Raw genomic sequence first — 23,962 nt, forward strand, 5'->3', positions numbered from 1 at the left:
CTCACCCACTCGCTGGAGGTCGCCCAGATCGGCCGGGAGATGGGCGCCCGGCTCGGCTGCGACCCGGACGTCGTCGACACCGCCGGCCTCGCCCACGACCTGGGGCACCCGCCGTTCGGGCACAACGGCGAGGACGCGCTCGACGCCGTCTCGGGGGCGTGCGGCGGGTTCGAGGGCAACGCGCAGACCCTGCGGGTGCTCACCCGCCTGGAGGCCAAGGTGATGGCCCCCGACGGCAGCTCGGCCGGGCTCAACCTCACCCGGGCGGCGCTCGACGCCGTCTCGAAGTACCCGTGGCCGCGCGGCCCGGAGTCCCGCAAGTTCGGCGTGTACCCCGACGACCGCGCCGTCTTCGACTGGCTGCGCGCCGGCGTGCCTGGTGAGCGCCGGCGCTGCCTGGAGGCCCAGGTCATGGACTGGGCCGACGACGTCGCCTACTCGGTGCACGACCTGGAGGACGGCATCCACGGCGGGTACGTGCACCTGGCGCCGCTGCGCGACGACGCCGGCGAGCGGGCCGCGCTCTGCGCCGACGTCGCCGCCGCGTACTCCCACGAGACGGCCGACGACCTGGGGCTGGTCCTGGTCGACCTGCTCGCCGACCCGGTGTTCGCGCCGCTCGGCGACTACGACGGCAGCCACGCGGCGCAGGTCGCGCTGAAGCGGATGACCAGCGTGCTGACCGGCCGGTTCGCCGCCGCCGCGGTGGCCGCGACCCGGGCCGTGCACGGCGACGGGCCGCTGCGCCGCTACGCGGCCGACCTCGTCGTGCCGCCGCTGGTCCGGGCGCACTGTGCGCTGCTCAAGGGGATCGCGCTGCGGTACGTGATGCGCCGCCCGGGGTCCGCTCGGCGCTACGCCGACGAGGTCGCCGTCCTGCAGGAGCTGGTGGCGGCGCTGCTGGACCGCGCGCCGGACGGCCTCGACCCCGTCTTCGCCCCGATGTGGCGGGCCGCCCCCGACGACGCGGCGCGGCTGCGGGTGGTGATCGACCAGGTGGCCAGCCTGACGGATCCGGCAGCGCTGGCATGGCACGAGCGATTGCGGAAGGCTGGTAGGCATGGCTGACGAGCGGACGTTTGTGATCGTGGGAGCGAGCCTCGCCGGGGCGAAGGCCGCCGAGACGCTGCGCGCCGAGGGCTTCACCGGCGCGGTGCTGCTGATCGGCGAGGAGACGGAGCCGCCGTACGAGCGGCCGCCACTGTCGAAGGGCTACCTGCTGGGCTCCGAGGAGGCGCGCGAGAAGGCCTTCGTCCACCCGTTGCCGTGGTACGGCGAGCACAACGTCGACCTCCGCCTCGCCACCCGGGTCACCCACCTGGACCCGGTCGCCCACACGGTCACCCTCGACGGCGTGGACCCGGTGCGGTACGACAAACTCCTGCTCACCACCGGCTCCCGGGTCCGCACCCTGCCCGTCCCCGGCGCCGAGCTGACCGGCGTGCGCTACCTGCGCACCGTGGACGAGTCCGACGCGCTGCTCGCCCACCTGCGCGTCGCGAGCAACGTCGTCGTCGTGGGCGCCGGCTGGATCGGCCTGGAGACCGCCGCCGCGGCCCGCAAGCACGGCGCCACCGTCACCGTGGTCGAGCAGGCGTCCCTGCCGCTCCAGCGGGTCCTCGGCGACGAGGTCGCGACGGTGTTCGCCGACCTGCACCGGGCCAACGGCGTCGACTTCCGCTTCGGTACCTCGGTGTCGTCGTTCGACGGCGCCGGCACGCTGTCGTCGGTGACCCTGACCGACGGCACGGTCCTGCCCGCGGACGTCGCGATCGTCGGCGTCGGCATCCAGCCCAACACCGAGTTGGCCGTCGACGGCGGCCTGGAGGTCGACAACGGCATCCTGGTCGACGCCGGCCTGCGCACCTCCGACCCGGACATCTACGCCGCCGGCGACGTGGTGAACCTGGAGCACCCGTGGCTGGGCCGCCGCATCCGCGTCGAGCACTGGGCCAACGCCCTGAACGGCGGCAAGGCGGCCGGCAAGGCCCTGCTGGGCGAGCCGGTCGTCTTCGACCGCGTCCCGTACTTCTTCTCCGACCAGTACGACCTGGGCATGGAGTACTCCGGCTTCGCCGAGCCGGGCGGCTACGACCGCGTGGTCTTCCGCGGCGACGTGGCGGCCCGGGAGTTCGTCGCCTTCTGGGTCAGGGAGGGCCGCGTCCTGGCCGGCATGAACGTCAACGTGTGGGACGTGACGGACGACATCCAGCAGCTGGTCCGCGCCGGCTACGCGGGCCGATCGGTCGACCTGGCCCGCCTGGCCGACCCGGACGTCCCGCTGGGGGACCTGCTCGGCTGAGGATTGCCAAATCACCGTCGGGCGGACGACCGTTGCTCCCGTCGGACACCGCTCGTGGGCCCGGGACATCCGTCCCGGGCCCACGGACGCTGCCAGCGCCGTCGTCCCAAGGACCCGCGGGCGGGCCGCCGTCGGGACGCTTCCTCGTCGGAGTCCCTCAGCCCGGCGGCGCGGGATGCCGCAGCGGCGGCACCGTCGCGGACGACCGGCGGTGGGCCTGCAGCAGGCGCTCCGCCAGGACCCGCAGCTCGGTGATCAGCTCGGGTGGTTCCAGGACCGTGAAGTCGTGGTCCAGCAGGGCCAGGCGGGTGGCGAGGAACGTCAGCGAGTCGGCGCCCGCGGTCAGCAGGCAGCGGTCCCGGTCGACGGCCTCGACGACCGCGATGGTGGCGGGGACGAGCTCGGCGACCGCCGCGGCGGGGGCGTGCACGAGGACGCGGGCGCGGTGGCGGTACACCGACGTCGTGATCGAGTCGGCGACGAACGCGGCGGCGTCGGGCGCGTCGCGGGGCGGGCAGCGTGGGCCCGGGGCCGGCCGGCCGGCGATCCGGTCGACGCGGAACGTGCGCCAGTCGTCGCCGGCGTAGGCCACCAGGTACCACCGGCGGCCCGCGTGGACCAGGCGGTGCGGCTCGACGTCGCGGGTGCTGCGCCGGCCGTCGTGGCGGCGGTACTCGAACGTGAGCCGGTGCCGGCTGTGGCACGCCTCCGCGATCACGGCCAGCACCTCGGGGTCGACCGTGGGGGCCGGGCCGCCGAGCGGCACCGTGGCCTGGCGCAGCGCGGCCGCCCGCTCGCGCAGCCGGGCCGGCAGGATGCGCTCCAGCTTCGCCAGCGCCCGCAGCGACGTCTCCGCGATGCCCGTCATGCTCGTCGAGGTGCGCAGGCTCAGCACCACCGCGACGGCCTCGTCGTCGTCGAGCAGCAGCGGCGGCAGGACCGAGCCGGCGCCGAGTCGGTAGCCGCCGGCCACGCCCGGGCTGGCCTCGACCGGGTACCCCAGCTCGCGCAGCCGCGCCACGTCGCGCCGCAGCGTCCGCACCGTGACCTGGAGCCGCTCGGCCAGCTCGGCGCCCGGCCACTCGGGCCTGCCCTGCAGGATCGACAGCAGGCGCAGCAGCCGGGCCGACGTGTCGAGCATGGAACCGATTCTGCCCGCCATTGAGGACCGAACCTGTCCGCGATTGCGGTTAGCGTGAGGTCATGGCATTCGAGTTTCAGGTCACCCAGGACAGCACCGACCCGCACCCGCTCGCCGACTGGTGGGCCGAGACCCTGGGCTGGGAGGTCGAGCCGCAGGACGAGGCGTTCATCCGGCGGATGGTCAGCGAGGGGCACGCCACCGAGGACGAGACCACGACCCACCACGGGAGGCTCGTGTGGAAGGCCGGCGCCGCGATCCGCCACCCCGACCGGCCGCGGGTGCTGTTCCAGTGGGTGCCCGAGGAGAAGACGACCAAGAACCGGATGCACCTCGACCTGCGGGTCGGCGACGAGGACCTCGACGCCGTGGTGCGGCAGCTGGTCGACCGGGGCGCGACGTTCGTGCACCACCGCTCGCAGGGGCCGCACACCTGGAGCACGCTCACCGACCCGCAGGGCAACGAGTTCTGCGTGTCCCGCTGAGCGCGACCCGCGACGCCACCGCGAGCAGCGCCACGGCCAGGGCGAAGAGCAGCCAGACCCGGTCCAGCGCGGTGGCGGCCGCCGCGAGCAGGGGGCCCGCCCACATGCCCGAGGTCATGGCGACGGTGAGGGCGGCGTTGTACCGCCCGCGCAGCGCGTCCGGCGCCAGCGCGTTCACCATCGACGGCAGCGCGCCCGACAGGAACAGCTCCCCGATGCCCATGAGCCCGGCCGCCAGGGGCAGCGCCACCCACCCGCGCAGCACGACGCACAGCAGCCAGCCGGCCGACCACACGGTCGCGGCCACGGCGACGAGCTGCGGCGGGCGCAGACGCTCGGCGGCGCGCAGCGCGACCGGCAGGCCGGCGACGATGACCAGGCAGTTGACCACGCTCGCCCACGGCATCAGGCCCGGGTCGCCGGACCGGACCGCCACCACCGGCAGGCCGGCGTTGTAGACGCCGTAGCCGGCGGCGGCAGTCAGGGCGGCGACCAGCAGCACGCGAAGGAGGGCCCGGTCGCGCGCCACCGCCCGGTAGCCGCCGGACCTGGGCGCCGGCGCGTCCGGCGGCGGCGCGGGCGACCTCGCCGCCCACACGCACGCCACGGCGACGCCGCAGGTGGCGGCCGCGACCCACCACAGGGTCCCGGTGACGCCGACGACCGCGCCGACCGCCGCGCCCGCACCCATGCCGGCGTTGAAGAGGGCGTACTGGAGGGTGAACGCCCGGCTCCGGGCCTCCTCGGGCACCAGGGCAGCGATCAGCGCCGAGTACGCCGGCAGCGCCACCGACCAGCCGAAGCCGACCGCGGCAACCGCGACGCCGAGCAGCACGGGGTGCCCGGCGGTGGCGACGAGGGCCAGGCCGCCGATGGTGGCGACGAGGCCGGCGGTCATCGCGCGGTGGCCGCCGACCCGGTCGGCGAGGGCGCCGCTGAGCCAGTTGCCCGGAAAGCTGGCCAGCGCCGGCAGGGACGTCATGGCGGCGGCGGTCGCCAGCGGGACGCCTTTCCCGGTGTGCAGGAGGATCACGAGGTACGGCTGGGTGAGCCCGATCCCGATCGCCGACACCGCGTCTCCGCACAGCAGCAGCCGCAGCCGGACGGGGAGTGCGCTCATGCGGGGAGTCTGGGGCGCGGCTCTGGGCAACGACTTGCGTCCGGTCTCCAAGTGCGCCGCAAGTGCCGGCCAAGCGCCCCGGCCCACGCTCCTGAGGCCGACACTCGAGAGGAGCACAACGATGAACCGTCCTGCAGCCGAAACCACCACCGTCGTCCGCACCAAGGTGCGCGACAGCGGCCTGGCCACCAACCACAGCCAGGCCGCCGCGGGTGGCCTGGCCACGAACCACAGCCAGGCCGTGGCCCGGCTGGGCTGAGCGGGCGGGCGGCGGAGGCGGCCATGGACCCCGTCGACGAGGCGGTCGCGCTGCACGAGCAGGCACTGTCCATGTGGGACGACCACCGCTACCCGCAGACCGCGGACCTGTGCCGGCGTGCCCTCGACCTGCTCGAGGCGCACGCCGGCGCATACGCGGGCTCGGCCGACGTCGCCAACGTGCTGACCCTGCTCGGCAGCGCCGAGGACGAGCTGGGCCGCCACGGGCCGGCCGAGGCCCGCCACCGCCGGGCCGTGGCGCTCATGTCCGCCCTGCCGGCCTCGGCGACGCGGACCGGCGACCTGCTGCGCCTGCGCGTCCAGGCGGAGGTCGGCCTGGCCGGCTGCCTGCGCCGCCAGGGCCGCTACGCCGAGGCCGAGCGGGTGTACCGCACCGCGCTCGCCACCGCGGCCCCCCGGTGGTCCGAGCTGGAGCTGGTCCCCATCCGCAACGAGCTGGGCATCCTGTACAAGTACGCGGGCCGCCTGGACGAGGCCCAGGCCTGCTACGAGGCGGCGCTGCGGGCGGTCCCCGACCCCGGCCACCCCGCGCTGGCCGCCGTCTGGCACAACCTGGCCGGGCTGGCGCACAGCCGTGGCGCACCGGTGGAGGGCGAGGCGTACGCCCGCCGCTCGCTGGCCCTGCACCGCGCCGCGTACCCGCCGGACCACCCGGCCGTCGTCGCCGACGAGGCCCACCTGGGCGCGCTGCTGCAGGCCGCCGGCCGCCCGGACGAGGCCGAGCCCCTGCTGCGCCGGGCGATCGACTACTTCACCGCCCGCCACGGGCCCGACCACGTCGACGTCCTGACCGCGGTGCACAACCTCGCGGCGGTGCACGCCGACCGGGGCGCACGGGCCGAGGCCGAGCGGCTGTACCACCGCGCGCTGGCCGGCAAGCGCCGCGCGTTCGGCCCGGACCACCCCGAGGTGGCGCTGACGCTGAACAACCTGGCCGCCCTGTCGGCCGACCCCGCCGAGGCCCGCGCCCTCGCCACGGAGGCCCACCGCATCCTGGAGCCGCGCGTCACGCCGGACCACCCGGTCCTGCGCTCCCTGACGACGTACCTGGGGGCCGCCGCCTGACGTCCAGCGGTTCGGGGTCACCGGGCGCCGGGGGTCACCAGGCCCGTCTCGTAGGCCAGCACGATGGCCTGGGCCCGGTCGCGCAGGGACAGCTTCGACAGGATCCGGGCCACATGCGTCTTCACCGTGGCGTCGCTCAGGTGGAGGCGCCCGGCCAGCTCGGCGTTGCTCAGGCCGCGGGCCAGGAGGCGGAGCACCTCCAGCTCGCGCGGGGTGAGGCACGACAGGTCGCGGTGGACCGTGGCCGGCTCGCCGGTCGCGTAGCGCTCGATCAGGCGGCGGGTGATCGCCGGGGCCAGCAGCGCGTCGCCCGCGCGGACCAGGCGCACCGCCGCCACCAGGTGCTCCGGGCTCACGTCCTTGAGCAGGAAGCCGCTCGCGCCCGCCGACAGGGCCGCGTAGACGTAGCGGTCCAGGTCGAACGTGGTCAGGATGATGACCCGCGGCGACGTGTCCGACGGCGCGGACAGGATGCGGCGGGTCGCCTCCAGGCCGTCCATCTCGGGCATCCGGACGTCCATCAGCACCACGTCCGGGGTGGTGCGGCGGACCGCCTCGACAGCCTCCGCGCCGTTCGCGGCCTCGGCGACGACCGAGATGCCGTCGGCGGTCAGGATCATGCGGAAGCCCGTGCGCACCAGGGCCTGGTCGTCGGCGATGACGACCCGGGGCGGCGCGGTCACTGGGCCTCCAGGGGGAGCTCGGCGAGGACCCGGAAGCCGCCCGTCGGGCGCGGTCCCGCCGTCAACGTACCGCCGTAGACCGCGAGCCGTTCGCGCAGGCCCGCCAGCCCGCGGCCGCTGCCGCGGGCGCCCGTCGGGACCCCGCCCGTGTCGGTGACCTCGACGCGCAGCGCGCCGCCCGCCGCCACCGTGACCGAGACGGCCGCGGACGCGCCGGCCGCGTGGCGCATGACGTTGGTGAGGGCCTCCTGCACGACCCGGTACGCGGCCAGGTCGACCCCCGGCGGCAGGCCGTCGACCGGGGACACGTCCAGCGTCACCGCAACGCCCGCCGAGCGGACCCGGTCGACCAGCGCGGGCAGGCCGGCGAGCGAGGGCTGGGGCGCCAGGTCCAGGCCGTCGTCGTCGACCGTGAGCAGGCCGATCACCTGCCGCAGCTCGGTCATCGCGGCCCGGCCGCCGGCCTCGACGGCCAGCAGCGCCTCCTTCGCCAGCGCCGGGTCGGCGTCGAGCACCTTGCGGGCCGCGCCGGCCTGCACGACCATCACGCTCACGTTGTGGCTCACCACGTCGTGCAGCTCGCGGGCCAGCCGGGCCCGTTCGAGGTCGGTGGCCAGGCGGGCCGCCTCGTGGGCGCGCTGCCGCCAGACGTGGATCGCGTTGGCGGCCAGGCCGACCGAGGAGAGCAGCAGGAACGTCACCACCCCGGACGGCAGGCCGGGCAGCGTGGTGCTGCTGCCGGTGATCACCAGGATGCCGGCGACGACCACGCTGACGAGCGCGAGGTTGCGGTACCGGCTGTACATCGGCGCGCTGTACGCGGCCACCACGGAGGCGACGACGGTCCAGGTCGGGTCGCCGCTCTCGGTGTAGATGCGCATTGCGGCCAGGGCGATGATCCAGAACGACGCGAGCGGGAAGCGGCGGCGGGTCGCCAGCGGCAGCGCGGACGCCGCCGCGATCAGGGGCAGCCGCCAGTCGTGCGGCTCCACGGGCGGCTCCCCGAACGGGGGCAGCGGTGGCGCGTCCGGGAACAGGTCGATCGGCATCGGCTCGTGGGCCTGCTCGGCCACGCCGTTGACGGCGCCGATCGTCAGCAGCACGGCGAGGATGAGGTCGGCGGCCCACGCCCAGGCGGACAGGCGCGGCGGCTCGCCGGTCGTCCGCCGCAGCCAGGCGATCGCGGCCCACCACCGCCGCCGGATCGCTTCCATCGCACCAGTGTGGCAAGTGCGCCCACGGGCGCGCGTCCCGACGGATGCGTACATCGCAGTGATGACGCAGACCGCTACCGCGGCCGACGCGCGCCGCGGGGTCCCGTCGATACGGTCCGTCACCATGACGGCAGTCGACAGGGCACTCATCGAGTGCGCAGGCGTGACCAAGCGGTACGACAACGGCACCCCGGCACTCGCCGGGCTCGACCTGCGGGTGCGCGCCGGCGAGGCGCTCGCCGTGCTGGGACCGTCCGGCAGCGGCAAGTCCACGCTGCTCAACCTGGTCGCCGGGCTGGACCGGCCGAGCGCGGGCACGGTGACGGTCGACGGCGTGCGGGTCGACCGGCTCGGCGAGGCGGCGTCGGCGCGGTACCGGCGCGAGCGGATCGGCATGATCTTCCAGTTCTTCAACCTCCTCGACGACCTCACTGTGCTCGACAACGTGCTGCTGCCGGCCCAGCTGGCCCGCACGCCCCGGGCCGAGGCGCGGACGCGGGCGCTGGAGCTGCTGCGGTACCTCGGCATCGAGCGATTTCGGGAGACGTATCCCGGCCGGCTGTCCGGCGGCGAGCGGCAGCGGGTCGCGGTGGCCCGCGCGCTCATGAACCGGCCGCCGCTGCTGCTCGCCGACGAGCCGACCGGCGCGCTGGACACCGCCTCCGGCCACGACGTGCGCAAGCTGCTCACCGAGCTCAACCGGGACGGGCAGACGCTGGTGCTGGTCACCCACGACCTGGCGCTGGCCGAGGCGTGCGCCACCCGGACCATCGAGCTGGTCGACGGGGAGGTGGCCCGGTGAAGCGGCTCGTCATCGCGCTGACCACGCTGCTCGCCGTCACCGCGTCGGTGCTCGCGGCCGGGCTGCTCGTGGAGGCGCGCGGGCCGTTCGACCGCGCGTTCGCCCGCCAGCACGGCGCGCACCTCGCCGCCGGGTTCGACGCCGGGAAGGCGACCGCCGACCAGGTCGCCGCGACCGCCCGGGTGACCGGGGTGACCGCCGCCGCGGGGCCGTTCCCGACCGTCAGCGTCCGGCCCCGCACGGTGGTGCCACCGCCGCCCGGCGGGCCCGCGCCCGCCGCCCCGCCCGGGATCGAGCTGCCGCCGGTGACGATCGTCGGGCGGGCCGACCCCGGCGGCGACGTCGACCGCCTGGAGCTCACCGGCGGGCGGTGGGCCACCGGGCCGGGGGAGGTCGTGTGGCTGGCCGGCACCGTGCCGTTCGTGCCGTTCGAGGTGGGCGGGCAGTTCACGGCCGGCGGCACGACGCTCACCGTCGTCGGGTTCGCCCGGTCCGCGGGGCAGTCCGCGCAGGCCTGGGCCACCCCGGCGACGGTCGCCGCGCTGAGCGGCCCGCACGGGTTCCAGATGCTCTACCGGCTGGCGAGCGCCGGGACCGACGCCGACGTCAACGCCGCACGGAAGGCCGTCGAGGCAGCGGTACCGCCGGAAGCCCTCACCAGCGGCGCCTCCTACCTCGCCGTGCAGCGGGTCGCCGAGCGGATGGCGGCGCTCTTCCTGCCCTTCGTGGTCGCCTTCGGCGTGCTCGGCCTCGTGATGTCGGTCCTCGTCATCGGGATCGTGGTCAGCGGCGCCGTCGGCAGCGAGACCCGGCGCATCGGCATCCTCAAGGCGCTCGGGCACACGCCGGCCCAGGTCGCCCGCCGGTACCTCGCCCAGGCCCTGGTCCCGGCGGCAGCGGGAGCGGCGGCCGGCGCGGTGCTGGGCAACCTGGCCGCGGTCCCGGTCCTCACCGACGAGTTCTCCGGCGGGGCGGCGCTCGAGCCGTGGATCTCGGTCGTCGTGCCGCTGGGCGCCCTCGCCGTCGTCGCGGCGACCGCGCTCGCCCCGGCGCTGCGGGCGGCCCGGCTGCGCACCGTCGAGGCGCTCGCCGTCGGGCGCACCCCGGCGGTCGGCCGCGGCCGCGCCGCCCGGCGGCTGCTCGGCCGGCTGCCGCTGCCCCGCCCGGTGACCCTCGGGCTGGCCAACCCGTTCACCCGGCCCGGCCGGTCGGCGACGATCGCCGCCGCGGTCGCGCTCGGCGCGCTCGGCGTCACGTTCGGCGTCGGCCTGGCGCTGTCGGTCGGCGGGATCCAGACTGCGCTCAACCGCCGCGACGCCGGCGACGTCGTCGTGATCGCCGAGCGCCCGGGCGACCCGGCCGCGACGGTGGAGGCCGCAGTGCGGGCCCAGCCGGGGACCGCGCGGTACTTCACCACGACCCGGCTGGAGCTTCCCGTCGCCGGGCTGGCCGGGCCGGTCCAGACGGTGGCGTTCGACGGCGACGCGTCCTGGGCGACGTACGAGATCCTGGACGGCCGCTGGTTCGCGGGGCCGGGCGAGGCGGTCGTGCCGACCGGCTTCCTGACCGCCGCCGGCCTGCGCGTCGGCGACGACGTGGTGGTGGGCGGCACCGCTCGCCTGCGCATCGTGGGGGAGGTGCTCGACCTGCGCTCCGACGGCATCCGGCTGATCACCGACGGGCGCTCACTGGCCGGGCTCGACCTCGTCGAGGGCTTCTCCGAGGTCCACGTCGAGTTGGCCGCCGGCACCGCCCCGCAGGCCTGGGCCGACGCGTTCAACGCCGGGCACGCCCTGTTGCATGCCGAGGTGAACACCGGCGAGCTCAGTGGCACGGTCGTCGCCCTGGACACCATGGCGGGCACGCTGACGCTGCTGCTCGTCGCCGTGGCCGGGCTGGGCGTGCTGAACACGGTCGTGCTCGACACCCGCGAGCGGGTCCACGAGCTCGGCGTGTGCAAGGCCCTGGGCATGGCACCGCGGCAGACGGTCGCGCTCGTGCTGACCTCGGTGGCCGGCATCGGCCTGGTGGCCGGCCTGGCCGGCGTGCCGGCCGGGATCGCGCTGCACGGCGCGGTGCTGCCGGCGATGGGCCGGGCCGCGGGCACCCGCCTCCCGGCGTCCGCGCTCGACGTCTACGGCCCGGCCCTGGTGGCCGCCCTGGCCACGGGCGGCCTGCTCATCGCCCTGGCGGGCGCCCTGCTCCCGGCCGGCTGGGCCGCCCGCACGACCACGGCCCGCGCCCTGCGCACGGAGTGAGCCGGCCGGGCCGTCCTCCCTGCTCCTGTCGGCTGGGCGGCCCGCACGACCACGGCCCGCGCCCTGCGCACGGAGTGCGCCGGCGGATGCTCAGCGGACCTGGTCGCGGCGGCGGGTGAGGTAGGCGCGCTCGGCGGTGTTGCCGGCCAGGCCGATGGCCCGGTCGTAGGCCGCCCGTGCCTCCCCGCCGCGGCCCAGCCGGCGCAGCAGGTGGGCGCGGGTGGCGTGGAAGGCGTGGTAGCCCTCCAGCGGCAGGCCGTCGACCTCCGCCAGGGCTCGCTGCGGGCCGTCGAGCTCGGCGACCGCGACCGCCCGGTTGAGCCGCACGATCGGCGAGGGGTCGAGGCGGGCCAGCTGGTCGTAGAGCGCGAGGACCTGCGACCAGTCGGTGTCGCGGGCGTCGGGGGCGTCGGTGTGGACGGCGTTGATCGCGGCGAGGATCTGGTACCGACCCGGCGCCTGGCCGGTGGCGAGGCGCGCCCGGACCAGGGCGTGGCCCTCGGCGATCAGCTCGCGGTCCCAGGCGCCGCGGTCCTGCTCGTCGAGGGTGACGAGCTCACCGGTCGCCGACACCCGGGCGGCCCGGCGGGCCTCGGTCAGCAGCATGAGTGCCAGGAGCCCGGCGGCCTCGCCGTCGGCGGGCAGCAGGTCGCGGACCAGCCGGGCCAGGCGGATCGCCTCGGCGGTCAGGTCGCCGCGGACCGCCTCCCGCTCGGGGTCCGAGGCCAGGTAGCCCTCGTTGAAGATCAGGTAGAGGACGGCGAGCACCCCGCTCACCCGGGCCGGAAGGTCCTCGCGGAACGGCACGCGGTAGGGGATCCGCGCCGCCTTGATCTTCGCCTTCGCGCGGGTGATCCGCTGGCCCATGGTGCTCTCCTGGACCAGGAACGCGCGGGCGATCTCGGGCACGGTGAGCCCGCCGACCATCCGCAGGGTCAGCGCGATCCGCGCCTCCATGGCGAGCGCGGGGTGGCAGCAGGTGAAGACGAGGCGGAGCCGGTCGTCGTCGATGGCGCCGAGCGGCTCGGCCGGGTCCGCCAGCAGCAGCGCCGCCGCCTGGTGCTTCTCCTCGCGGCGGACCTCGCGCCGGAGCCGGTCGACGGCCTTGCGCTGGGCGGTGGTGGTGAGCCACGCGCCGGGGTTCGGCGGCACGCCGTCGACGGGCCAGCGCTCGACGGCGGTCGCGAACGCCTCGGCCGCCATCTCCTCGGCGATGTCGAGGTCCCCGATGCGCCGGGCCAGGGTCGCGACCACCCGGGCCCACTCCTCACGGTGGGCCCGGGCGATCGCCTCGCCGGCGCCGGTCATGCGCCGGCGGGCGAGGAGAGCGGGTACTGCGCCATCGGGCCATTCTCCACCGAGTGGGCGGGTGCCCGGGACGCGCGCCGCGCAGGAGTAGGGGTTTCCCCACCCCCGGTCGCATGGCTCGCCGTGTGCCGCTGGCGGGCCGGTCCCGGGAGGCTCGACGGCATGACCACGATCGTCGAACTCGTCGCCGTCTCCAAGCACTACCCGGGCGGCCCCACGGCGCTGGACAGCGTCTCGGTGGCCTTCGCCGCCGGCACGTTCACCGCCGTCATGGGGCCGTCCGGGTCGGGCAAGTCGACCCTGCTGCACTGCGCCGCCGCGCTGGACCGCCCGGACGGCGGCCGCGTGCTGCTCGCCGGGCAGGACCTCGCCGGGCTGCGCGAACCGCGGCTCACCGAGGTGCGGCGGCGGCGCGTCGGGTTCGTGTTCCAGCAGTACAACCTGATGGACTCGCTCTCCGTCTGGCACAACGTCCTGCTGCCGCAGCGGCTCGCCGGGGTGCGGCCGGACCGGGGCTGGGCGCGCGAGGTGCTGCGCCGGGTCGGCCTCGCCGACCGTGCGGACGAGCGCCCGGCGCGGCTGTCCGGCGGGCAGCGGCAGCGGGTCGCCCTGGCCCGCGCGCTGGCCGGCCGGCCCGAGGTGATCTTCGCGGACGAGCCGACCGGCGCGCTCGACCTGGCGAGCGGCCGGGAGGTGCTGGCGCTGCTGCGAGAGGCCGTCGACGACCTCGGTACGACGGTCGTCATGGTGACGCACGACCCGGCCGCGGCCGGCTGGGCCGACCGGGTCGTGTTCCTGGCCGACGGGCGGATCGTCGCCGAGCTGGCCGCCCCGACCGCCGAGCTGGTGGCCGCGCACATGACGGCGGTGAGCGCGCGATGATCCGCCTCGCCCTGGGCACGCTGCGCACGCACCGGGCCGCCTGTGCCGGGACGTTCTTCGCGGCGGTACTGGCGGTGGCCCTCCTCTGCGGCGCCGGTCTGCTGCTCGCGTCGGTGCTGACCGCCGCGCCGCCCGCCGACCGGTTCGCCGCCGCGGACGCCGTCGTCTCCGGCGCGCGCGAGGTCACCGTCACCTCCTCCAAGCACAAGAAGAAGGACAAGACCAAGACGAAGACCAAGACCGAGCGACTGACCGGCGCCGGCACCCTGCCGGCCGGCCTGGCCGACCGGCTGCGGACGGTGCCGGGCGTCACCTCGGTCGTGGCCGACACGGCGGCGCCGGTGCGCATCGCGACCCCGGACGGCCGGGCCGTGCTCGGCGCCGACGACGCGCCGGTCGTCGCGCACGGCTGGGCCTCGGCCGCGGTCACGCCCTTCACGCTGCGCTCCGGCCACGCACCCGGCCCCGGCGAGGTGGTGCTGGACGCCGACCTGGCCGCGCGGGCCGGCGACACGCTCGTGCTGACGTCCCGCACCGGCGTCCGTACTGTCCGGGTCGCCGGGGTCGCGGCGCCGGCCGGCCGGGACGCGCTGCCGGCCCAGGGCGCGCTGTTCCTGGCCGACGCGGACGTCGCCGCGGTCACCGGCCTGGCCGGCCCGACAGCGGTGGCGGTGTCCGGCTCCGGCTTCACGCTGCCGGCCGACGCCGGCACGGTGCTGACCGGCGACGAGAAGGTGCGGGCCGACCTGCCGGGCGCGCTGCCCGACTACATCGCCCCGATCTCGATCTTCGGGTTCGTCATCGGGCTCACCGGGTTCGCCGCCGTGTTCGTGCTCACCGGCACCGTGACGCTCGGCGTGCGGCAGCGGCTGCGGGAGCTGGCCCTGCTGCGCACGGCCGGCGCTACGCCCGGCCAGCTGCGCCGGCTGCTCGGCCTGGAGAGCCTGCTGCTCGCCGGGCTGGCCGCGCTCGCCGGCGCCCCGCTGGGCATCCCGTTCGCGGCGCTGGTCGCGGCGCGGTTCCGGGCGCTCGGCGCGGTGCCGGCCCAGTTCGAGGTCCGGGTGAACGTGCTCGTCGTGCTGGGCGCCGTTCTTGTCGGGCTGCTCGTCGCCTACACCGGTGCCCGCCTTGCCGGCCGCCGCGCGGTGCGGATCGCGCCCACCCAGGCCCTGGCCGAGACGGCGGTCGCCCCGTCCGGCGGGGTGCTGACGCGGGTCCTGGCCGCGCTGGTCACCACGGCCGGGGCCGTCGCGGTGCTGACGTTCGTGCCGCTCGGCGGCCCGCTCGGGATGGGGATGAGCTTCGTCGCCACCGCGCTGCTGCTGTGCACGGTCGCCGCGCTCGGGCCGCTCGCGGTCCGGCCGCTCACCGCCGTCGTCTCCCGCGTCCTCGGGGCCGGCGGGGCGACCGGACGGCTGGCCGCCATGATCACCCGGGCCGAGAGCCGGCGGGTCGCCGCCGTCGCCGTGCCGCTCGTGCTGATGTTCGCCCTCAACGCCGTCATGCTGCTCAACGGCGCGCTCCTCACCGACCTGGCCACCGCCGAGCAGGCCGCGCGGACGTCCCCGGCGACCGGGCGGGCGCCGGGCGGGATGCCGCTGGCCGAGGCCCGGCGCGTGGCGACCGCGCCCGGCGTCACCGGCGCGGCGATCACGCTGCCGACGCGGGCGATCGTCGTACGGGACGGCAAGCCGGAGGACTACGCCGCCCAGGGCCTGCTGACGCTGGGGGCCGAGCCGGTCCTCGACCTGGCGGTCACCTCCGGCTCGCTGGCCGGGGACGGCACGTTCGCCGCCAGCGCCTACCTGGCGGACGGCTACGGCTGGCACGTCGGCGACACCGTTCCCGTCTGGCTGGCCGACGGCACCGAGGTACCGCTGCGACTGGCCGCCGTCTACGACCGGGCTCGCGGCTTCGGTGACCTGGTCCTGCCGGCCGAGCTGGTGGCGGCCCACGATGCCGTCGGCCTGACCGGCCCGGTGTGGCTGTGGGGTGGCGGTGCGTCGTTGTCCGGTGCGGTCGTGTCCTCCGACGCCGACCAGCAGGGCGCTTGGGAGTTGATGGTGGTCGTCTCCCTGGGATTCACCGCGATCGCGGTCGTCAACACGTTCGCGATGGCGGCCGCCGGCCGGCGGCGGGAGTTCGCCGACCTGCGGCTGGCCGGGGCGACCGCCGGGCAGCTGCACCGGCTGGCGGCCCGGGAGGCGCTCATCACGGTCGCCGTCGGGCTGCTGCTCGGCGCGCTCGTCACCGGCGTCGTCACCGGGGTGTTCAGCGTCGCGCAGGACGGCACGCTGCGGCTGTTCGCCGACGCCCGCACGTACCTCACCATGCTCGGCACCGTCGGCGGGCTCGGCCTGCTGGCGGGCGTGCTGCCGACCCGGTTCGCCGTCCGGTCCCGTTGATCATGGGTAGCATCGGGCCGGTGCTGCTCCGGACGGTCAAGGCCCTCGCCTACCTGGCCGGCGGCCTCGTCGCCGGGGTCGCCGGCCTGGTGTGGGCGGTGGTGAGCACCCTCGTCACCGCGGTCCTGTCGGTCACCCAGCTCGGCGCCCCGGTGTTCCTCGGCGCCACCTGGGTGACCCGGCGGTTCGCCGGGCTGGAGCGCCGGCGGGCCGGCTGGGTGCTCGGCGCGCCGATCGGCTCGCCGTACGTCCCGGTGCGCGGGCGCAGCCTCCGCGAGCGGGTCCTGGCGACCGCCGCGCAGCCGGCGACCTGGCGGGACCTGGCCTGGCTGATCGCCCTGTTCCCGCTCGGCCTGGCCGGTGGCGTCGCCGCGGTCGTGGTCACCGCGGTCGACCTGGGCGCGATCCTGGCGCCGCTGTGGCTGTGGGCGGTGCCGAACCCGCACGCGCCGTTCCCGGCCCGGCCGCTGATGACGACCGTTCCCGGCCGGTTCGCGCTGGTGGTGCTCGGCCTGGCGGTGCTGCCGCCGGCCGCCTGGTTCGTGCGGTGGCTGGCCGGCCTGGTCGCGGCCGCCGCCCGGGCGCTGCTGGCGCCGGGCCTGCACCGGCGCCTGGTCGAGGAGACCGAGCGGCTGGCCGCGACCCGCCGCCGGGTGGTCGACGCCCAGGCCGCCGAGCTGCGCCGCATCGAGCGCGACCTGCACGACGGCGCGCAGGCCCGGATCGTCGCGGCGGGGATGACCCTCGCCCTGGCCGCCCGCAAGCTGCGCACCGCCGCTTCTGCCGGCCCGTCCGCGGCGGGCCCGTCCGCGGCGGGTGCTTCCGGTGGCGCGGACGTCGGTGCCGATATCGGGCTGGCGCGGCGGCAGCTCGACGAGGCCCTCGCGGAGCTGCGGCGGCTCGTGCGCGGCATCCACCCGCCGATCCTCACCGACCGCGGCCTGCACGCCGCGGTCGCCGCGCTGGCCGGCGACAGCCCGCTCGAGGTGACCGTCGACGGCGACGCCGAGCGGTACCCGGCCGCGGTCGAGTCGGCGGCCTACTTCGTCGTCGCCGAGGGCCTCGCCAACGCCGCCAAGCACGCCGGAGCGAGCCGCTGCACGGTCACCCTGGCCCGGGCCGGCGACGCCGTGCGGGTCCGCGTCACCGACGACGGCCGCGGCGGCGCCGACCCGGCCGGGTCCGGCCTCGACGGGCTGCGGCGGCGGGTCGAGGCCCTCGACGGCACGCTCACCATCGACAGTCCACCGGGCGGCCCGACCGTCCTGCACGCGGAGTTCCCATGCGCATCGTGATCGCCGAAGACCTGCTCCTGCTCCGCGAGGGCATGGTGCGGCTGCTGACCGACACCGGCCACACCGTGGTGGCCGCCGTCGCCGACGCGCCGGGCCTGCTCGCCGCGGTCGCGGAGCACCGGCCCGATCTGTCCATCGTGGACGTCCGGCTCCCGCCCGGGTTCCGCGACGAGGGCCTGCGGGCGGCGCTGGAGCTGCGGGCCGCCGCCCCGGACACGAAGGTGCTCATCGTGTCGCAGTACGTCGAGCGCGCCTACGCCGCCGAGCTGCTCGCCGACGGCCGGGGCGGGGTCGGCTACCTGCTGAAGGACCGGGTCACCGCGCTCGACGACTTCCTCGACGCGATCGAGCGGGTCGCCGCGGGCGGCACCGCCATGGACCCCGAGGTGGTGCGCCAGCTGTTCACCCGCGGCGCCCGCCACCACGGCGTCGGGGCGCTCACCGCCCGCGAGCGCGAGGTGCTCGACCTGATGGCGCAGGGCCTGTCGAACTCGGCGATCTGCGCCGCGCTGTTCCTCGCCCCGGTCTCCGTCGAGAAGCACATCACCGGCATCTTCGGCAAGCTGGACCTCCCGCCCGCCGACGACACCAACCGCCGGGTGCGCGCCGTCCTGGCGTACCTGAACGGCTAGAACTCCTCCCACGTGGCCGGGTCCTGCTTGGGGGAGCGGCCCGAGTCGAGGGCGGTGACCGCGGCCACCTCGTCCGGGCCGAGCGTGAAGCCCTCGACGTCGAGGTTGAGCCGCTGGCGCTCGGCGTTGCCGGAGTGCGGTACCGCCGTGATGCCCCGCTCCAGCAGCCAGCGGAGCACGACCTGGGCGCCGGTGACGCCGTGCCGGGCGGCGATCTCCGTGACCACGCCGTGGTCGAGGATGCCGGTGTTGCGCTCCAGCGGGCTCCAGGCCTGCACGACCGTGCCCCGGTGCTGGACCGCATCGACCATCCCGGTCCGCGCGAACGACGGCGAGACCTGGAGCTGGTCGACCGCCGGCTGGACGCCGGTCGCGGCGACGACCGCGTCGAGGTGCTCGGGCAGGAAGTTCGACACGCCGACCGAGCGGATCAGGCCCTCCTGCTGCAGGCGCACCATCTCCTCGTACGACTGGACGTACTTGCCGACGGCCGGCATTGGCCAGTGGATGAGGTACAGGTCGACGTAGTCGAGGCCGAGGCGGGTCAGCGACGCCTCCAGGGCGGGCCGGGTGGCGGCGCGGCCCTGGTCGCTGCCCCGCAGCTTGGTCGTCACGAAGATTTCGGCGCGGGACAGGCCGCTCTCGCGCAGCGCGGCGCCGACCGCGTCCTCGTTGCCGTACGACGCGGCGGTGTCGATCAAGCGATAGCCGAGGTCCAGCGCTCGCAGTACCGCATCCGTCGCCGCCCGGCCCTTGAGCGGATAGGTGCCGTAACCCAGCGCGGGCATCTCGGCGCCGGAGTTCAGCGTGATCTTCATGGGCTCCACCCTACGAGAGACATTTGCTTCAGGTCGCGTTTGATGCGTCGATGTACTGGTGCAAGGTCAGCCGGACCGGGGTGGGCGCGCGGTGGAGCGAGATCGTGACATGGCGATGGCCGCCATCCGGTCCGTGTACCGGATCACGGGACGCATCAACACCGGTGTCACGCTCGCCGAGACGCTCCAGCTCATCGTCGATGCCGTGGTCGACGGCGTCGGGTTCGGCGTGGCCGTGGTGAACTACCTCCATCCGGACAAGGTGTACGAGGCGGTCGCGATCGCCGGGTCGGACGAGGCACGCGAGACGCTGCTCGGCGTGCGCTACCCGGCGGAGGAGCTCGACGGCTACCTGGAGCGGGCCGAGCGGTGGGGGCAGCTGCGGTACCTCCCGCAGGAGCGGTTCAGCGACGCCATCCCGTCGTGGGTGCCCGCGGAGGTCCCCGGCGCCCCGGAGGCCGACGACGCCTGGCACCCGCTCGACGCCCTGTTCGCGCCGCTGCGGGCCCCCGGCGGCGAGCTGGTCGGCATCCTCGGCGTCGACCTGCCGGCCGACGGGCGCCGGCCCGGCCCGTTCCAGCGCGAGCTGCTGGAGATGCTCGCCGCGCAGGCCGGGATCGCGATCGACAACGCCAACCTGGTCGAGGCCCTGCGCCGCGAGCGCCGGCAGCTCGCCGCCAGCGAGGCCGCGTTCCGGCTCGCCTTCAACAGCGCCGGCACCGGCATGTGCATGATCGGGATGGCATCCGGTGATCCGGACCGCACCCGGCTGAACCGGGTCAACCCCGCCCTGTGCCGGCTCCTCGGGCGGGACGAGGACGTGCTGCTCAGCATGCGGTTCGCCGACCTCATCCACCCCGACGACGTCGACGAGGGCCGCGCGGTCCTGACCGGCGCGTTCGGCGGCGCCGCCATGCACGACTACGAGCTGCGCTGCGTGCGCGGCGACGGCGAGATCGTGTGGGTGTCGGCCACCGTCTCCGTGGTCGCCGGCCCGCCGCCGTTCGCGATCGCCCAGGTGCAGGACATCACCGGCCGGAAGGCGGCCGAGGCCGACCTGGTCCGCCGCGCGTCCCGCGACCCGCTCACCGGCCTGGTGAACCGCGAGGCGCTCGCCGCGCCCCTGGACGCCGCGGTCCACCGGGCGGCCGCCGGCGGGGGGACCGGTGCGCTGCTGTTCTGCGATCTCGACGACTTCAAGGTGGTCAACGACACGTTCGGCCACGACGCCGGCGACGCGGTGCTCGTCGCGGTCGCCCAGCGACTGGTGTCGCTGGTCCGCCCGACCGACACGGTGGCCCGGCTCGGCGGCGACGAGTTCGTGATCCTCACCGGGGACGTCCCCGCCGACGACCTCGCCACGCTCGTCGACCGGGTCGAGCGCGCCGTGTCCGCGCCGATCGGTCACGAAGGTCACGCTCTGCGCGTACGCGTCAGCGTCGGCGTGGCCGTGATCGATGCCACGATTGCCGACGCCGGAGCGGCCCTGCGCGCCGCCGATCGCGCGATGTACCTGGTCAAGGGCCATCGACACGCGTCCGGGGTGACCGGTCGGGTGACCGCGTTCGGTGAGCATGCGGGTGCACCGGGTGGGATCCCGTTGCTGCGGTTGGCCGGGCCGGATAACGCCCAGTAGTGTCGGGTCGTCTGCTCCGGTCGACGGGCGCCGGGTTGGTGCCGCCGGGCAGGCGCCGTCGAGTCGCGATCCGTTCGCGAGCCGGGGACCCAGGTAGTTCTGGGGTGTATCCGCGCGCCGGCCTCCCAGCCGGCCCGTGGTAGGGCGAATCCTCCCGCCCGAACCCGTCAGCTAACCCGGTAGGCGGCCTCGGAAGGAGTTCAGGCTCGTGCGTCAGCATGCTCGTTCAGATGCTTCTCCGACGGCCCTGCGCCGTCCTCCCCTCAGACGGGTGAGCCCCGCCTAGCGGCTCCTGTTTCGCGATTTCGCGCGGCACCTTGCTCCACGGTGCCGTGCCGATGACTCCTGCGCTCATTCGTCTGTTGAGGGAACCGTTTCCGTGAGAGTTCTGCCACGCCAGTTCCATCCACGCCATCGCCGACCCGGGCTGGCCGTCCGGGCCGGCACCGCCTCGATCGCCGCGCTGTCCGTCACCTTGCTGGCGGCCGGCTCCGGCACGTCCACTGTAGACAGTCAGCTCATGGCACTGCCGGCGTACGCCGCCTACGAGGCGCCGCCGACCTCCGTGCCCACCGTCCCGCCGGCCGCACCGCCGGCCCCGGCGACCTCCGCTGCGCCGCCCGCCGCCGCGCCGGCCAAGCCACGGCCGGTCGCCGGCCTCGACCAGCGCCAGATGGACAACGCCGCGACCATCGTGCGCCAGGGCCGCGCCCAGGGCATGCCGCGCCGCGCCCTCGTCGTCGCGGTGGCGACGGCGATGCAGGAGAGCAGCCTGTACAACGTCGCGAGCAAGGCCGTGCCGTCGTCGCTGCGGCTGCCGCACGAGGGCCTGTCGAGCGACCACGACTCGGTCGGCCTGTTCCAGCAGCGGGCCAGCCAGGGCTGGGGCACCGTGCCACAGCTCATGGACCCGGCCCACTCGGCGATGCTGTTCTACGGTGCGCTGTCGCGCGTGCGGGGCTGGGAGCGCATGAGCGTGACGGCCGCGGCCCAGGCGGTCCAGCGGTCGGCCTTTCCGGGCGCCTACCAGAAGCACGCGGCGAAGGCCGAACAGATCGTGGCGGCCCTCTCCTAACCACACCACACCTGCGCCACACCACACCTGCGCCACACACCGCGCTGCGCCACACCGCACCTTCGCCAGACCCGCGTCGGCGCCAGACCTGCGCGATCTTGGAGTTGTGGTCCCGGATTTTATCGCTCATATCTGATATTTCCGGGACCACAACTCCAAGATCGGAACGGCATGTGCTTGCGGCGGGCGGCGGCGGGCGCTCGCGGCGGCGGCGGCGGTAGTAGGCGCTTGCGGTGGGCGCTCGCGACGGTGGGTGGCGCGGGCTACGGCGAGTGGCGGGTGGCCCGGCGGGCCAGGGCCACCAGCTCGGCCACCGCCGAAGCCGACGGGGTGGCCAGGTCCAGGGCGAGCAGCGCCTGCGCCAGGAGGTCGTCGGCCTGCTGGCGGCACCAGGCCCGGGCGCCCGACTGCTCGATGGCCTTCGCCGCCCGCTCCAGGTCGGTGTCCGTGAGCCGGCCCTTGCTCCCCAGCAGCTCCGCGACCTCGGTCGCGCCCGCGGCCAGGGCCGCCGCGACCGGAAGGGAGCGGCGGCGCCGGCGCAGGTCGGCGTAGAGCGGGCGGCCCGTCTCGGCCGGGTCGCCCCAGATGCCGGTGAGGTCCTCGGTGAACTGGACGGCCAGGCCGAGCCGCACGCCGAACAGGCGCAGCTGGTCGACCTGGGCCAGGGTGCCGCCGCCGGCCCGGGCGCCCAGCGCGCACGCGCAGCCGAAGACGGCGCCGGCGCGCTGCTCGACCGAGCTCAGGCAGTCGCGGAGCAGGTCGCTGCCGGCCGTCGGGCCGCCGCCGAGGGCGAGTGCGGTGTGCTGGCCGTGCAGGAGCTGCTGGACGGTGTCGCCGAGGATGCGGACCGTGGTGCTGCCCGCGACCGGGGCGGCGCGGTCGTGTGCCGGCCCGCGGAACTGGCCCGGCGCGACCCGGGCCGGGGTGCCGGTGCCGGCGACGTCGAACGCGAGGGCGAGCAGCGCCTCGGCGCCGAGCGCGGCCCGCTGGGCGCCGAAGACGCTCCAGGCGGTCGGGCGCTTGCGGCGGGACAGGTCGCCGTCGTAGAGGTCGCGGCGGATCGCTGCCCAGTGGTACACGAGCTCGATCATGACCGCCGCGGGCACCGCGTCGTGCGGGTCACCACCCACGGCGTCGGCGCTGACCAGCGTCAGGGCCGAGCGCTCGTGCGCCCCGTTGCCGCGCGGGCCGTCGGACCAGCCGAGCTGGAGCTCCGCGATGGCGCGGGACGGCTCGGGCAGCCGGGCCACCGCGGCGTGCAGGGCCGGGTCCACCAGGAGGCCGGCCCAGCCGAGGACGTCGTCCGCGTTGCGCAACACGATGACCATCAGCCGGCTCGCACCCCTATCGGCTCTCGGTTCGGGACCCGGTCAAGTATGCCGGTGCGGGTGCCCCGCCGTACCGGAAACGGCCGGTGTGGCGCCGGCACTTGTCGCCCGTCCGGTGCGTGTCGCGCGCAGCTCGGCGTGTCGGGGCGACGCGGCGGCATCGTCCACTATGGACCGACAGCGAGCCGCAGCGACGGATCGGGCGGCGACTGTACCGCCGGTGGCCGGTGCCGCAACGCCTCCCACGCGGCCTTCGGCCCGGCGGCGACGTCTCTGGCCGTGTTGTACCAGATCGTCACCCGCTGGCACCCGTCGCAGCGCGCCGGCACCCCGACGGCGTCGACCCCGAGCCGCCGGCACAGGGTGATCGCGCGGTGCAGGTGCAGCTCCTGGCTCACCAGCAGCGCCCGGTCGAGGCCGTACACGTCGTGGGCGCGGCGGCAGGTGTCGTAGGTGTCGAGGCCGAACGGGTCGACGACCACGCGGGACGGGTCGACGCCCTGCCCCATGAGGTACTGCCGCATCACCCGGACCTCGTCGCCGCTGCCCCCGTGGGCGTCGCCCGAGATGAGCAGGGCCTTCACCTTGCCCGAGCGCAGCAGCTCGGCGCCGATGTCGAGGCGGCCCTTCAGGAACGGCATGGGCTGCTCGCCGCCGGGGGCCACCTGGGCGCCGAACACGATCGCGACGTCGGCGCCCGGCGCGTCGGCGATCGTGCTGATCCGGCCCGCCGAGGCCACGCGTATCCACGCGGTCGGTGCCAGGACCAGCGCGGCCAGCACGGCGACGGTGACCAGGGCCCGCCCGGCCAGCCGCCGGCGGCGCTCCCGGCGGGTCTCCCGGCCCGCCGGCAGCGGGCGGCCCCGGCGCACGCGGCGCTCGGCCCGCCCGACCTCGAAGAGGAACCACCCGGGCAGCTCCCGGCCGTCGCGCAGCCTCGCGCGCTCCTCGTCGTTCAGGAAGCCGGTGACGTGGTCGACGGCGACCGAGTAGCGGGCCATCCGGCGTGCGCCGCGGCCGCGGGAGGTGAAGATCAGCCAGGCGCCGAGTGTGGCGACGACCACCAGCCAGCCGAGCGGGCCACGGCCCCGGCTGCGGCGGCGCAGCCGCTGCTCGGCCGCCAGCCAGGCCAGACGGTCGTCGCGCAGCTTGGTCACCCGCGCAGCTTCGCACGGGGCGGCGGCTCGCCGCTGACCCGTGAGTCGTAAATTGTCGGTGCCGCGAGGCAGGATGT

At 75.8% G+C, this 23,962-nt stretch carries 21 protein-coding genes and 1 riboswitch; of the genes, 13 read left to right on the forward strand and 8 right to left on the reverse strand.

Going from position 1 to position 23,962, the window contains the following annotated elements; genetic code table 11:
• Together ABZS66_RS28745 and ABZS66_RS28750 are read left to right on the forward strand one after the other, a co-directional pair.
• The coding region (locus tag ABZS66_RS28745) for a deoxyguanosinetriphosphate triphosphohydrolase (RefSeq protein WP_354762956.1) at nucleotides 1-1,068 on the forward strand (1,068 nt) is incomplete at its 5' end.
• A complete protein-coding gene (locus ABZS66_RS28750) occupies nucleotides 1,061-2,302 on the forward strand; it encodes an FAD-dependent oxidoreductase (protein ID WP_354762958.1) in 1,242 nt (413 codons plus the stop codon). The genes ABZS66_RS28745 and ABZS66_RS28750, both read left to right, overlap by 8 nt.
• A gap of 157 nt (nucleotides 2,303-2,459) precedes the next feature.
• On the opposite strand, the gene ABZS66_RS28755 is transcribed toward ABZS66_RS28750, so the two are convergent.
• Nucleotides 2,460-3,443, reverse strand: a complete 984-nt coding sequence (locus tag ABZS66_RS28755) for a YafY family protein (RefSeq protein ID WP_354762960.1) — start codon at nucleotides 3,441-3,443, stop codon at nucleotides 2,460-2,462.
• A gap of 62 nt (nucleotides 3,444-3,505) precedes the next feature.
• Between ABZS66_RS28755 and ABZS66_RS28760 the strand changes: the two genes are divergently transcribed.
• On the forward strand, nucleotides 3,506-3,928 hold the full coding sequence (locus ABZS66_RS28760) for a VOC family protein (protein WP_354762962.1): 423 nt from the start codon (nucleotides 3,506-3,508) through the stop codon (nucleotides 3,926-3,928).
• Here ABZS66_RS28760 and ABZS66_RS28765 read toward each other — a convergent pair.
• Nucleotides 3,888-5,048: an MFS transporter gene (locus ABZS66_RS28765; RefSeq protein WP_354762964.1), complete on the reverse strand. Its 1,161-nt coding sequence runs from the start codon at nucleotides 5,046-5,048 to the stop codon at nucleotides 3,888-3,890. The genes ABZS66_RS28760 and ABZS66_RS28765 overlap by 41 nt on opposite strands.
• 121 nt (nucleotides 5,049-5,169) lie before the next feature.
• Between ABZS66_RS28765 and ABZS66_RS28770 the strand changes: the two genes are divergently transcribed.
• Nucleotides 5,170-5,307, forward strand: a complete 138-nt coding sequence (locus ABZS66_RS28770; RefSeq protein WP_354762966.1) for a hypothetical protein — start codon at nucleotides 5,170-5,172, stop codon at nucleotides 5,305-5,307.
• A gap of 23 nt (nucleotides 5,308-5,330) precedes the next feature.
• Nucleotides 5,331-6,392 (forward strand): tetratricopeptide repeat protein, encoded by a 1,062-nt coding sequence (locus tag ABZS66_RS28775; protein ID WP_354762968.1) that lies wholly within the window; start codon nucleotides 5,331-5,333, stop codon nucleotides 6,390-6,392.
• Between the two features lie 17 nt (nucleotides 6,393-6,409).
• Here the strand turns inward: ABZS66_RS28775 and ABZS66_RS28780 are convergent, their stop codons facing one another.
• Nucleotides 6,410-7,075 (reverse strand): response regulator transcription factor, encoded by a 666-nt coding sequence (locus ABZS66_RS28780; RefSeq protein ID WP_354762970.1) that lies wholly within the window; start codon nucleotides 7,073-7,075, stop codon nucleotides 6,410-6,412.
• Nucleotides 7,072-8,289 (reverse strand): histidine kinase, encoded by a 1,218-nt coding sequence (locus ABZS66_RS28785; RefSeq protein ID WP_354762972.1) that lies wholly within the window; start codon nucleotides 8,287-8,289, stop codon nucleotides 7,072-7,074. The genes ABZS66_RS28780 and ABZS66_RS28785 overlap by 4 nt, the downstream gene beginning before the upstream one ends.
• A 124-nt stretch (nucleotides 8,290-8,413) precedes the next feature.
• Between ABZS66_RS28785 and ABZS66_RS28790 the strand changes: the two genes are divergently transcribed.
• Together ABZS66_RS28790 and ABZS66_RS28795 are read left to right on the forward strand one after the other, a co-directional pair.
• Nucleotides 8,414-9,091, forward strand: coding sequence for an ABC transporter ATP-binding protein (locus ABZS66_RS28790; protein ID WP_354762974.1), 678 nt, complete (start codon nucleotides 8,414-8,416; stop codon nucleotides 9,089-9,091).
• Nucleotides 9,088-11,349, forward strand: a complete 2,262-nt coding sequence (locus ABZS66_RS28795) for an FtsX-like permease family protein (RefSeq protein WP_354762976.1) — start codon at nucleotides 9,088-9,090, stop codon at nucleotides 11,347-11,349. The genes ABZS66_RS28790 and ABZS66_RS28795 overlap by 4 nt, the downstream gene beginning before the upstream one ends.
• A gap of 90 nt (nucleotides 11,350-11,439) precedes the next feature.
• On the opposite strand, the gene ABZS66_RS28800 is transcribed toward ABZS66_RS28795, so the two are convergent.
• Nucleotides 11,440-12,657: a DUF6596 domain-containing protein gene (locus tag ABZS66_RS28800; RefSeq protein WP_354762978.1), complete on the reverse strand. Its 1,218-nt coding sequence runs from the start codon at nucleotides 12,655-12,657 to the stop codon at nucleotides 11,440-11,442.
• A gap of 162 nt (nucleotides 12,658-12,819) precedes the next feature.
• Between ABZS66_RS28800 and ABZS66_RS28805 the strand changes: the two genes are divergently transcribed.
• From ABZS66_RS28805 to ABZS66_RS28820, 4 genes are read left to right on the forward strand one after another with little or no spacing between them, the layout of a single operon-like run.
• A complete protein-coding gene (locus ABZS66_RS28805; protein WP_354762980.1) occupies nucleotides 12,820-13,539 on the forward strand; it encodes an ABC transporter ATP-binding protein in 720 nt (239 codons plus the stop codon).
• On the forward strand, nucleotides 13,536-15,944 hold the full coding sequence (locus ABZS66_RS28810; RefSeq protein WP_354762982.1) for an ABC transporter permease: 2,409 nt from the start codon (nucleotides 13,536-13,538) through the stop codon (nucleotides 15,942-15,944). Before ABZS66_RS28805 ends, ABZS66_RS28810 begins: the two co-directional genes overlap by 4 nt.
• A gap of 20 nt (nucleotides 15,945-15,964) precedes the next feature.
• Nucleotides 15,965-17,239 (forward strand): sensor domain-containing protein, encoded by a 1,275-nt coding sequence (locus ABZS66_RS28815; RefSeq protein ID WP_354762984.1) that lies wholly within the window; start codon nucleotides 15,965-15,967, stop codon nucleotides 17,237-17,239.
• Nucleotides 17,227-17,871: a response regulator transcription factor gene (locus ABZS66_RS28820; RefSeq protein ID WP_354762986.1), complete on the forward strand. Its 645-nt coding sequence runs from the start codon at nucleotides 17,227-17,229 to the stop codon at nucleotides 17,869-17,871. The genes ABZS66_RS28815 and ABZS66_RS28820 overlap by 13 nt, the downstream gene beginning before the upstream one ends.
• Here the strand turns inward: ABZS66_RS28820 and ABZS66_RS28825 are convergent.
• Complete coding sequence (locus tag ABZS66_RS28825) at nucleotides 17,868-18,689, reverse strand: aldo/keto reductase (protein ID WP_354762988.1); 822 nt, start codon at nucleotides 18,687-18,689, stop codon at nucleotides 17,868-17,870. The two genes, ABZS66_RS28820 and ABZS66_RS28825, sit on opposite strands and share 4 nt — an antisense overlap.
• A 91-nt stretch (nucleotides 18,690-18,780) precedes the next feature.
• Between ABZS66_RS28825 and ABZS66_RS28830 the strand changes: the two genes are divergently transcribed.
• Together ABZS66_RS28830 and ABZS66_RS28835 are read left to right on the forward strand one after the other, a co-directional pair.
• Complete coding sequence (locus ABZS66_RS28830) at nucleotides 18,781-20,325, forward strand: diguanylate cyclase (protein WP_354762989.1); 1,545 nt, start codon at nucleotides 18,781-18,783, stop codon at nucleotides 20,323-20,325.
• Nucleotides 20,326-20,371: 46 nt separating this feature from the next.
• Nucleotides 20,372-20,526, forward strand: a riboswitch (cyclic di-AMP (ydaO/yuaA leader).
• A 178-nt stretch (nucleotides 20,527-20,704) separates the two neighbouring features.
• Nucleotides 20,705-21,400 carry a hypothetical protein gene (locus tag ABZS66_RS28835; RefSeq protein WP_354762991.1) on the forward strand — a complete coding sequence of 232 codons (696 nt, stop codon included), beginning with the start codon at nucleotides 20,705-20,707 and terminating at the stop codon, nucleotides 21,398-21,400.
• A 263-nt stretch (nucleotides 21,401-21,663) separates the two neighbouring features.
• Here the strand turns inward: ABZS66_RS28835 and ABZS66_RS28840 are convergent, their stop codons facing one another.
• Both ABZS66_RS28840 and ABZS66_RS28845 read right to left on the reverse strand, forming a co-directional pair.
• The gene (locus ABZS66_RS28840) at nucleotides 21,664-22,728 is read right to left on the reverse strand and encodes a polyprenyl synthetase family protein (protein ID WP_354762993.1); all 1,065 of its coding nucleotides are present in this window, start codon (nucleotides 22,726-22,728) and stop codon (nucleotides 21,664-21,666) included.
• 167 nt (nucleotides 22,729-22,895) lie between these two features.
• The gene (locus ABZS66_RS28845; protein WP_354762995.1) at nucleotides 22,896-23,885 is read right to left on the reverse strand and encodes an ElyC/SanA/YdcF family protein; all 990 of its coding nucleotides are present in this window, start codon (nucleotides 23,883-23,885) and stop codon (nucleotides 22,896-22,898) included.
• Nucleotides 23,886-23,962 lie beyond the last annotated feature (77 nt).

Source organism: Dactylosporangium sp. NPDC005572 (genome assembly GCF_040605515.1).
In the GTDB taxonomy this organism is placed as follows: domain Bacteria; phylum Actinomycetota; class Actinomycetes; order Mycobacteriales; family Micromonosporaceae; genus Dactylosporangium.

Coding starts and splice junctions, on each gene's coding strand:
- ABZS66_RS28750 (WP_354762958.1), top strand. CDS start 1,061: ATGGCTGACGAGCGGACGTTTGTGATCGTGGGAGCGAGCCTCGCCGGG.
- ABZS66_RS28755 (WP_354762960.1), bottom strand. CDS start 3,443: ATGCTCGACACGTCGGCCCGGCTGCTGCGCCTGCTGTCGATCCTGCAG.
- ABZS66_RS28760 (WP_354762962.1), top strand. CDS start 3,506: ATGGCATTCGAGTTTCAGGTCACCCAGGACAGCACCGACCCGCACCCG.
- ABZS66_RS28765 (WP_354762964.1), bottom strand. CDS start 5,048: ATGAGCGCACTCCCCGTCCGGCTGCGGCTGCTGCTGTGCGGAGACGCG.
- ABZS66_RS28770 (WP_354762966.1), top strand. CDS start 5,170: ATGAACCGTCCTGCAGCCGAAACCACCACCGTCGTCCGCACCAAGGTG.
- ABZS66_RS28775 (WP_354762968.1), top strand. CDS start 5,331: ATGGACCCCGTCGACGAGGCGGTCGCGCTGCACGAGCAGGCACTGTCC.
- ABZS66_RS28785 (WP_354762972.1), bottom strand. CDS start 8,289: ATGGAAGCGATCCGGCGGCGGTGGTGGGCCGCGATCGCCTGGCTGCGG.
- ABZS66_RS28790 (WP_354762974.1), top strand. CDS start 8,414: ATGACGGCAGTCGACAGGGCACTCATCGAGTGCGCAGGCGTGACCAAG.
- ABZS66_RS28800 (WP_354762978.1), bottom strand. CDS start 12,657: ATGACCGGCGCCGGCGAGGCGATCGCCCGGGCCCACCGTGAGGAGTGG.
- ABZS66_RS28805 (WP_354762980.1), top strand. CDS start 12,820: ATGACCACGATCGTCGAACTCGTCGCCGTCTCCAAGCACTACCCGGGC.
- ABZS66_RS28810 (WP_354762982.1), top strand. CDS start 13,536: ATGATCCGCCTCGCCCTGGGCACGCTGCGCACGCACCGGGCCGCCTGT.
- ABZS66_RS28820 (WP_354762986.1), top strand. CDS start 17,227: ATGCGCATCGTGATCGCCGAAGACCTGCTCCTGCTCCGCGAGGGCATG.
- ABZS66_RS28825 (WP_354762988.1), bottom strand. CDS start 18,689: ATGAAGATCACGCTGAACTCCGGCGCCGAGATGCCCGCGCTGGGTTAC.
- ABZS66_RS28840 (WP_354762993.1), bottom strand. CDS start 22,728: ATGGTCATCGTGTTGCGCAACGCGGACGACGTCCTCGGCTGGGCCGGC.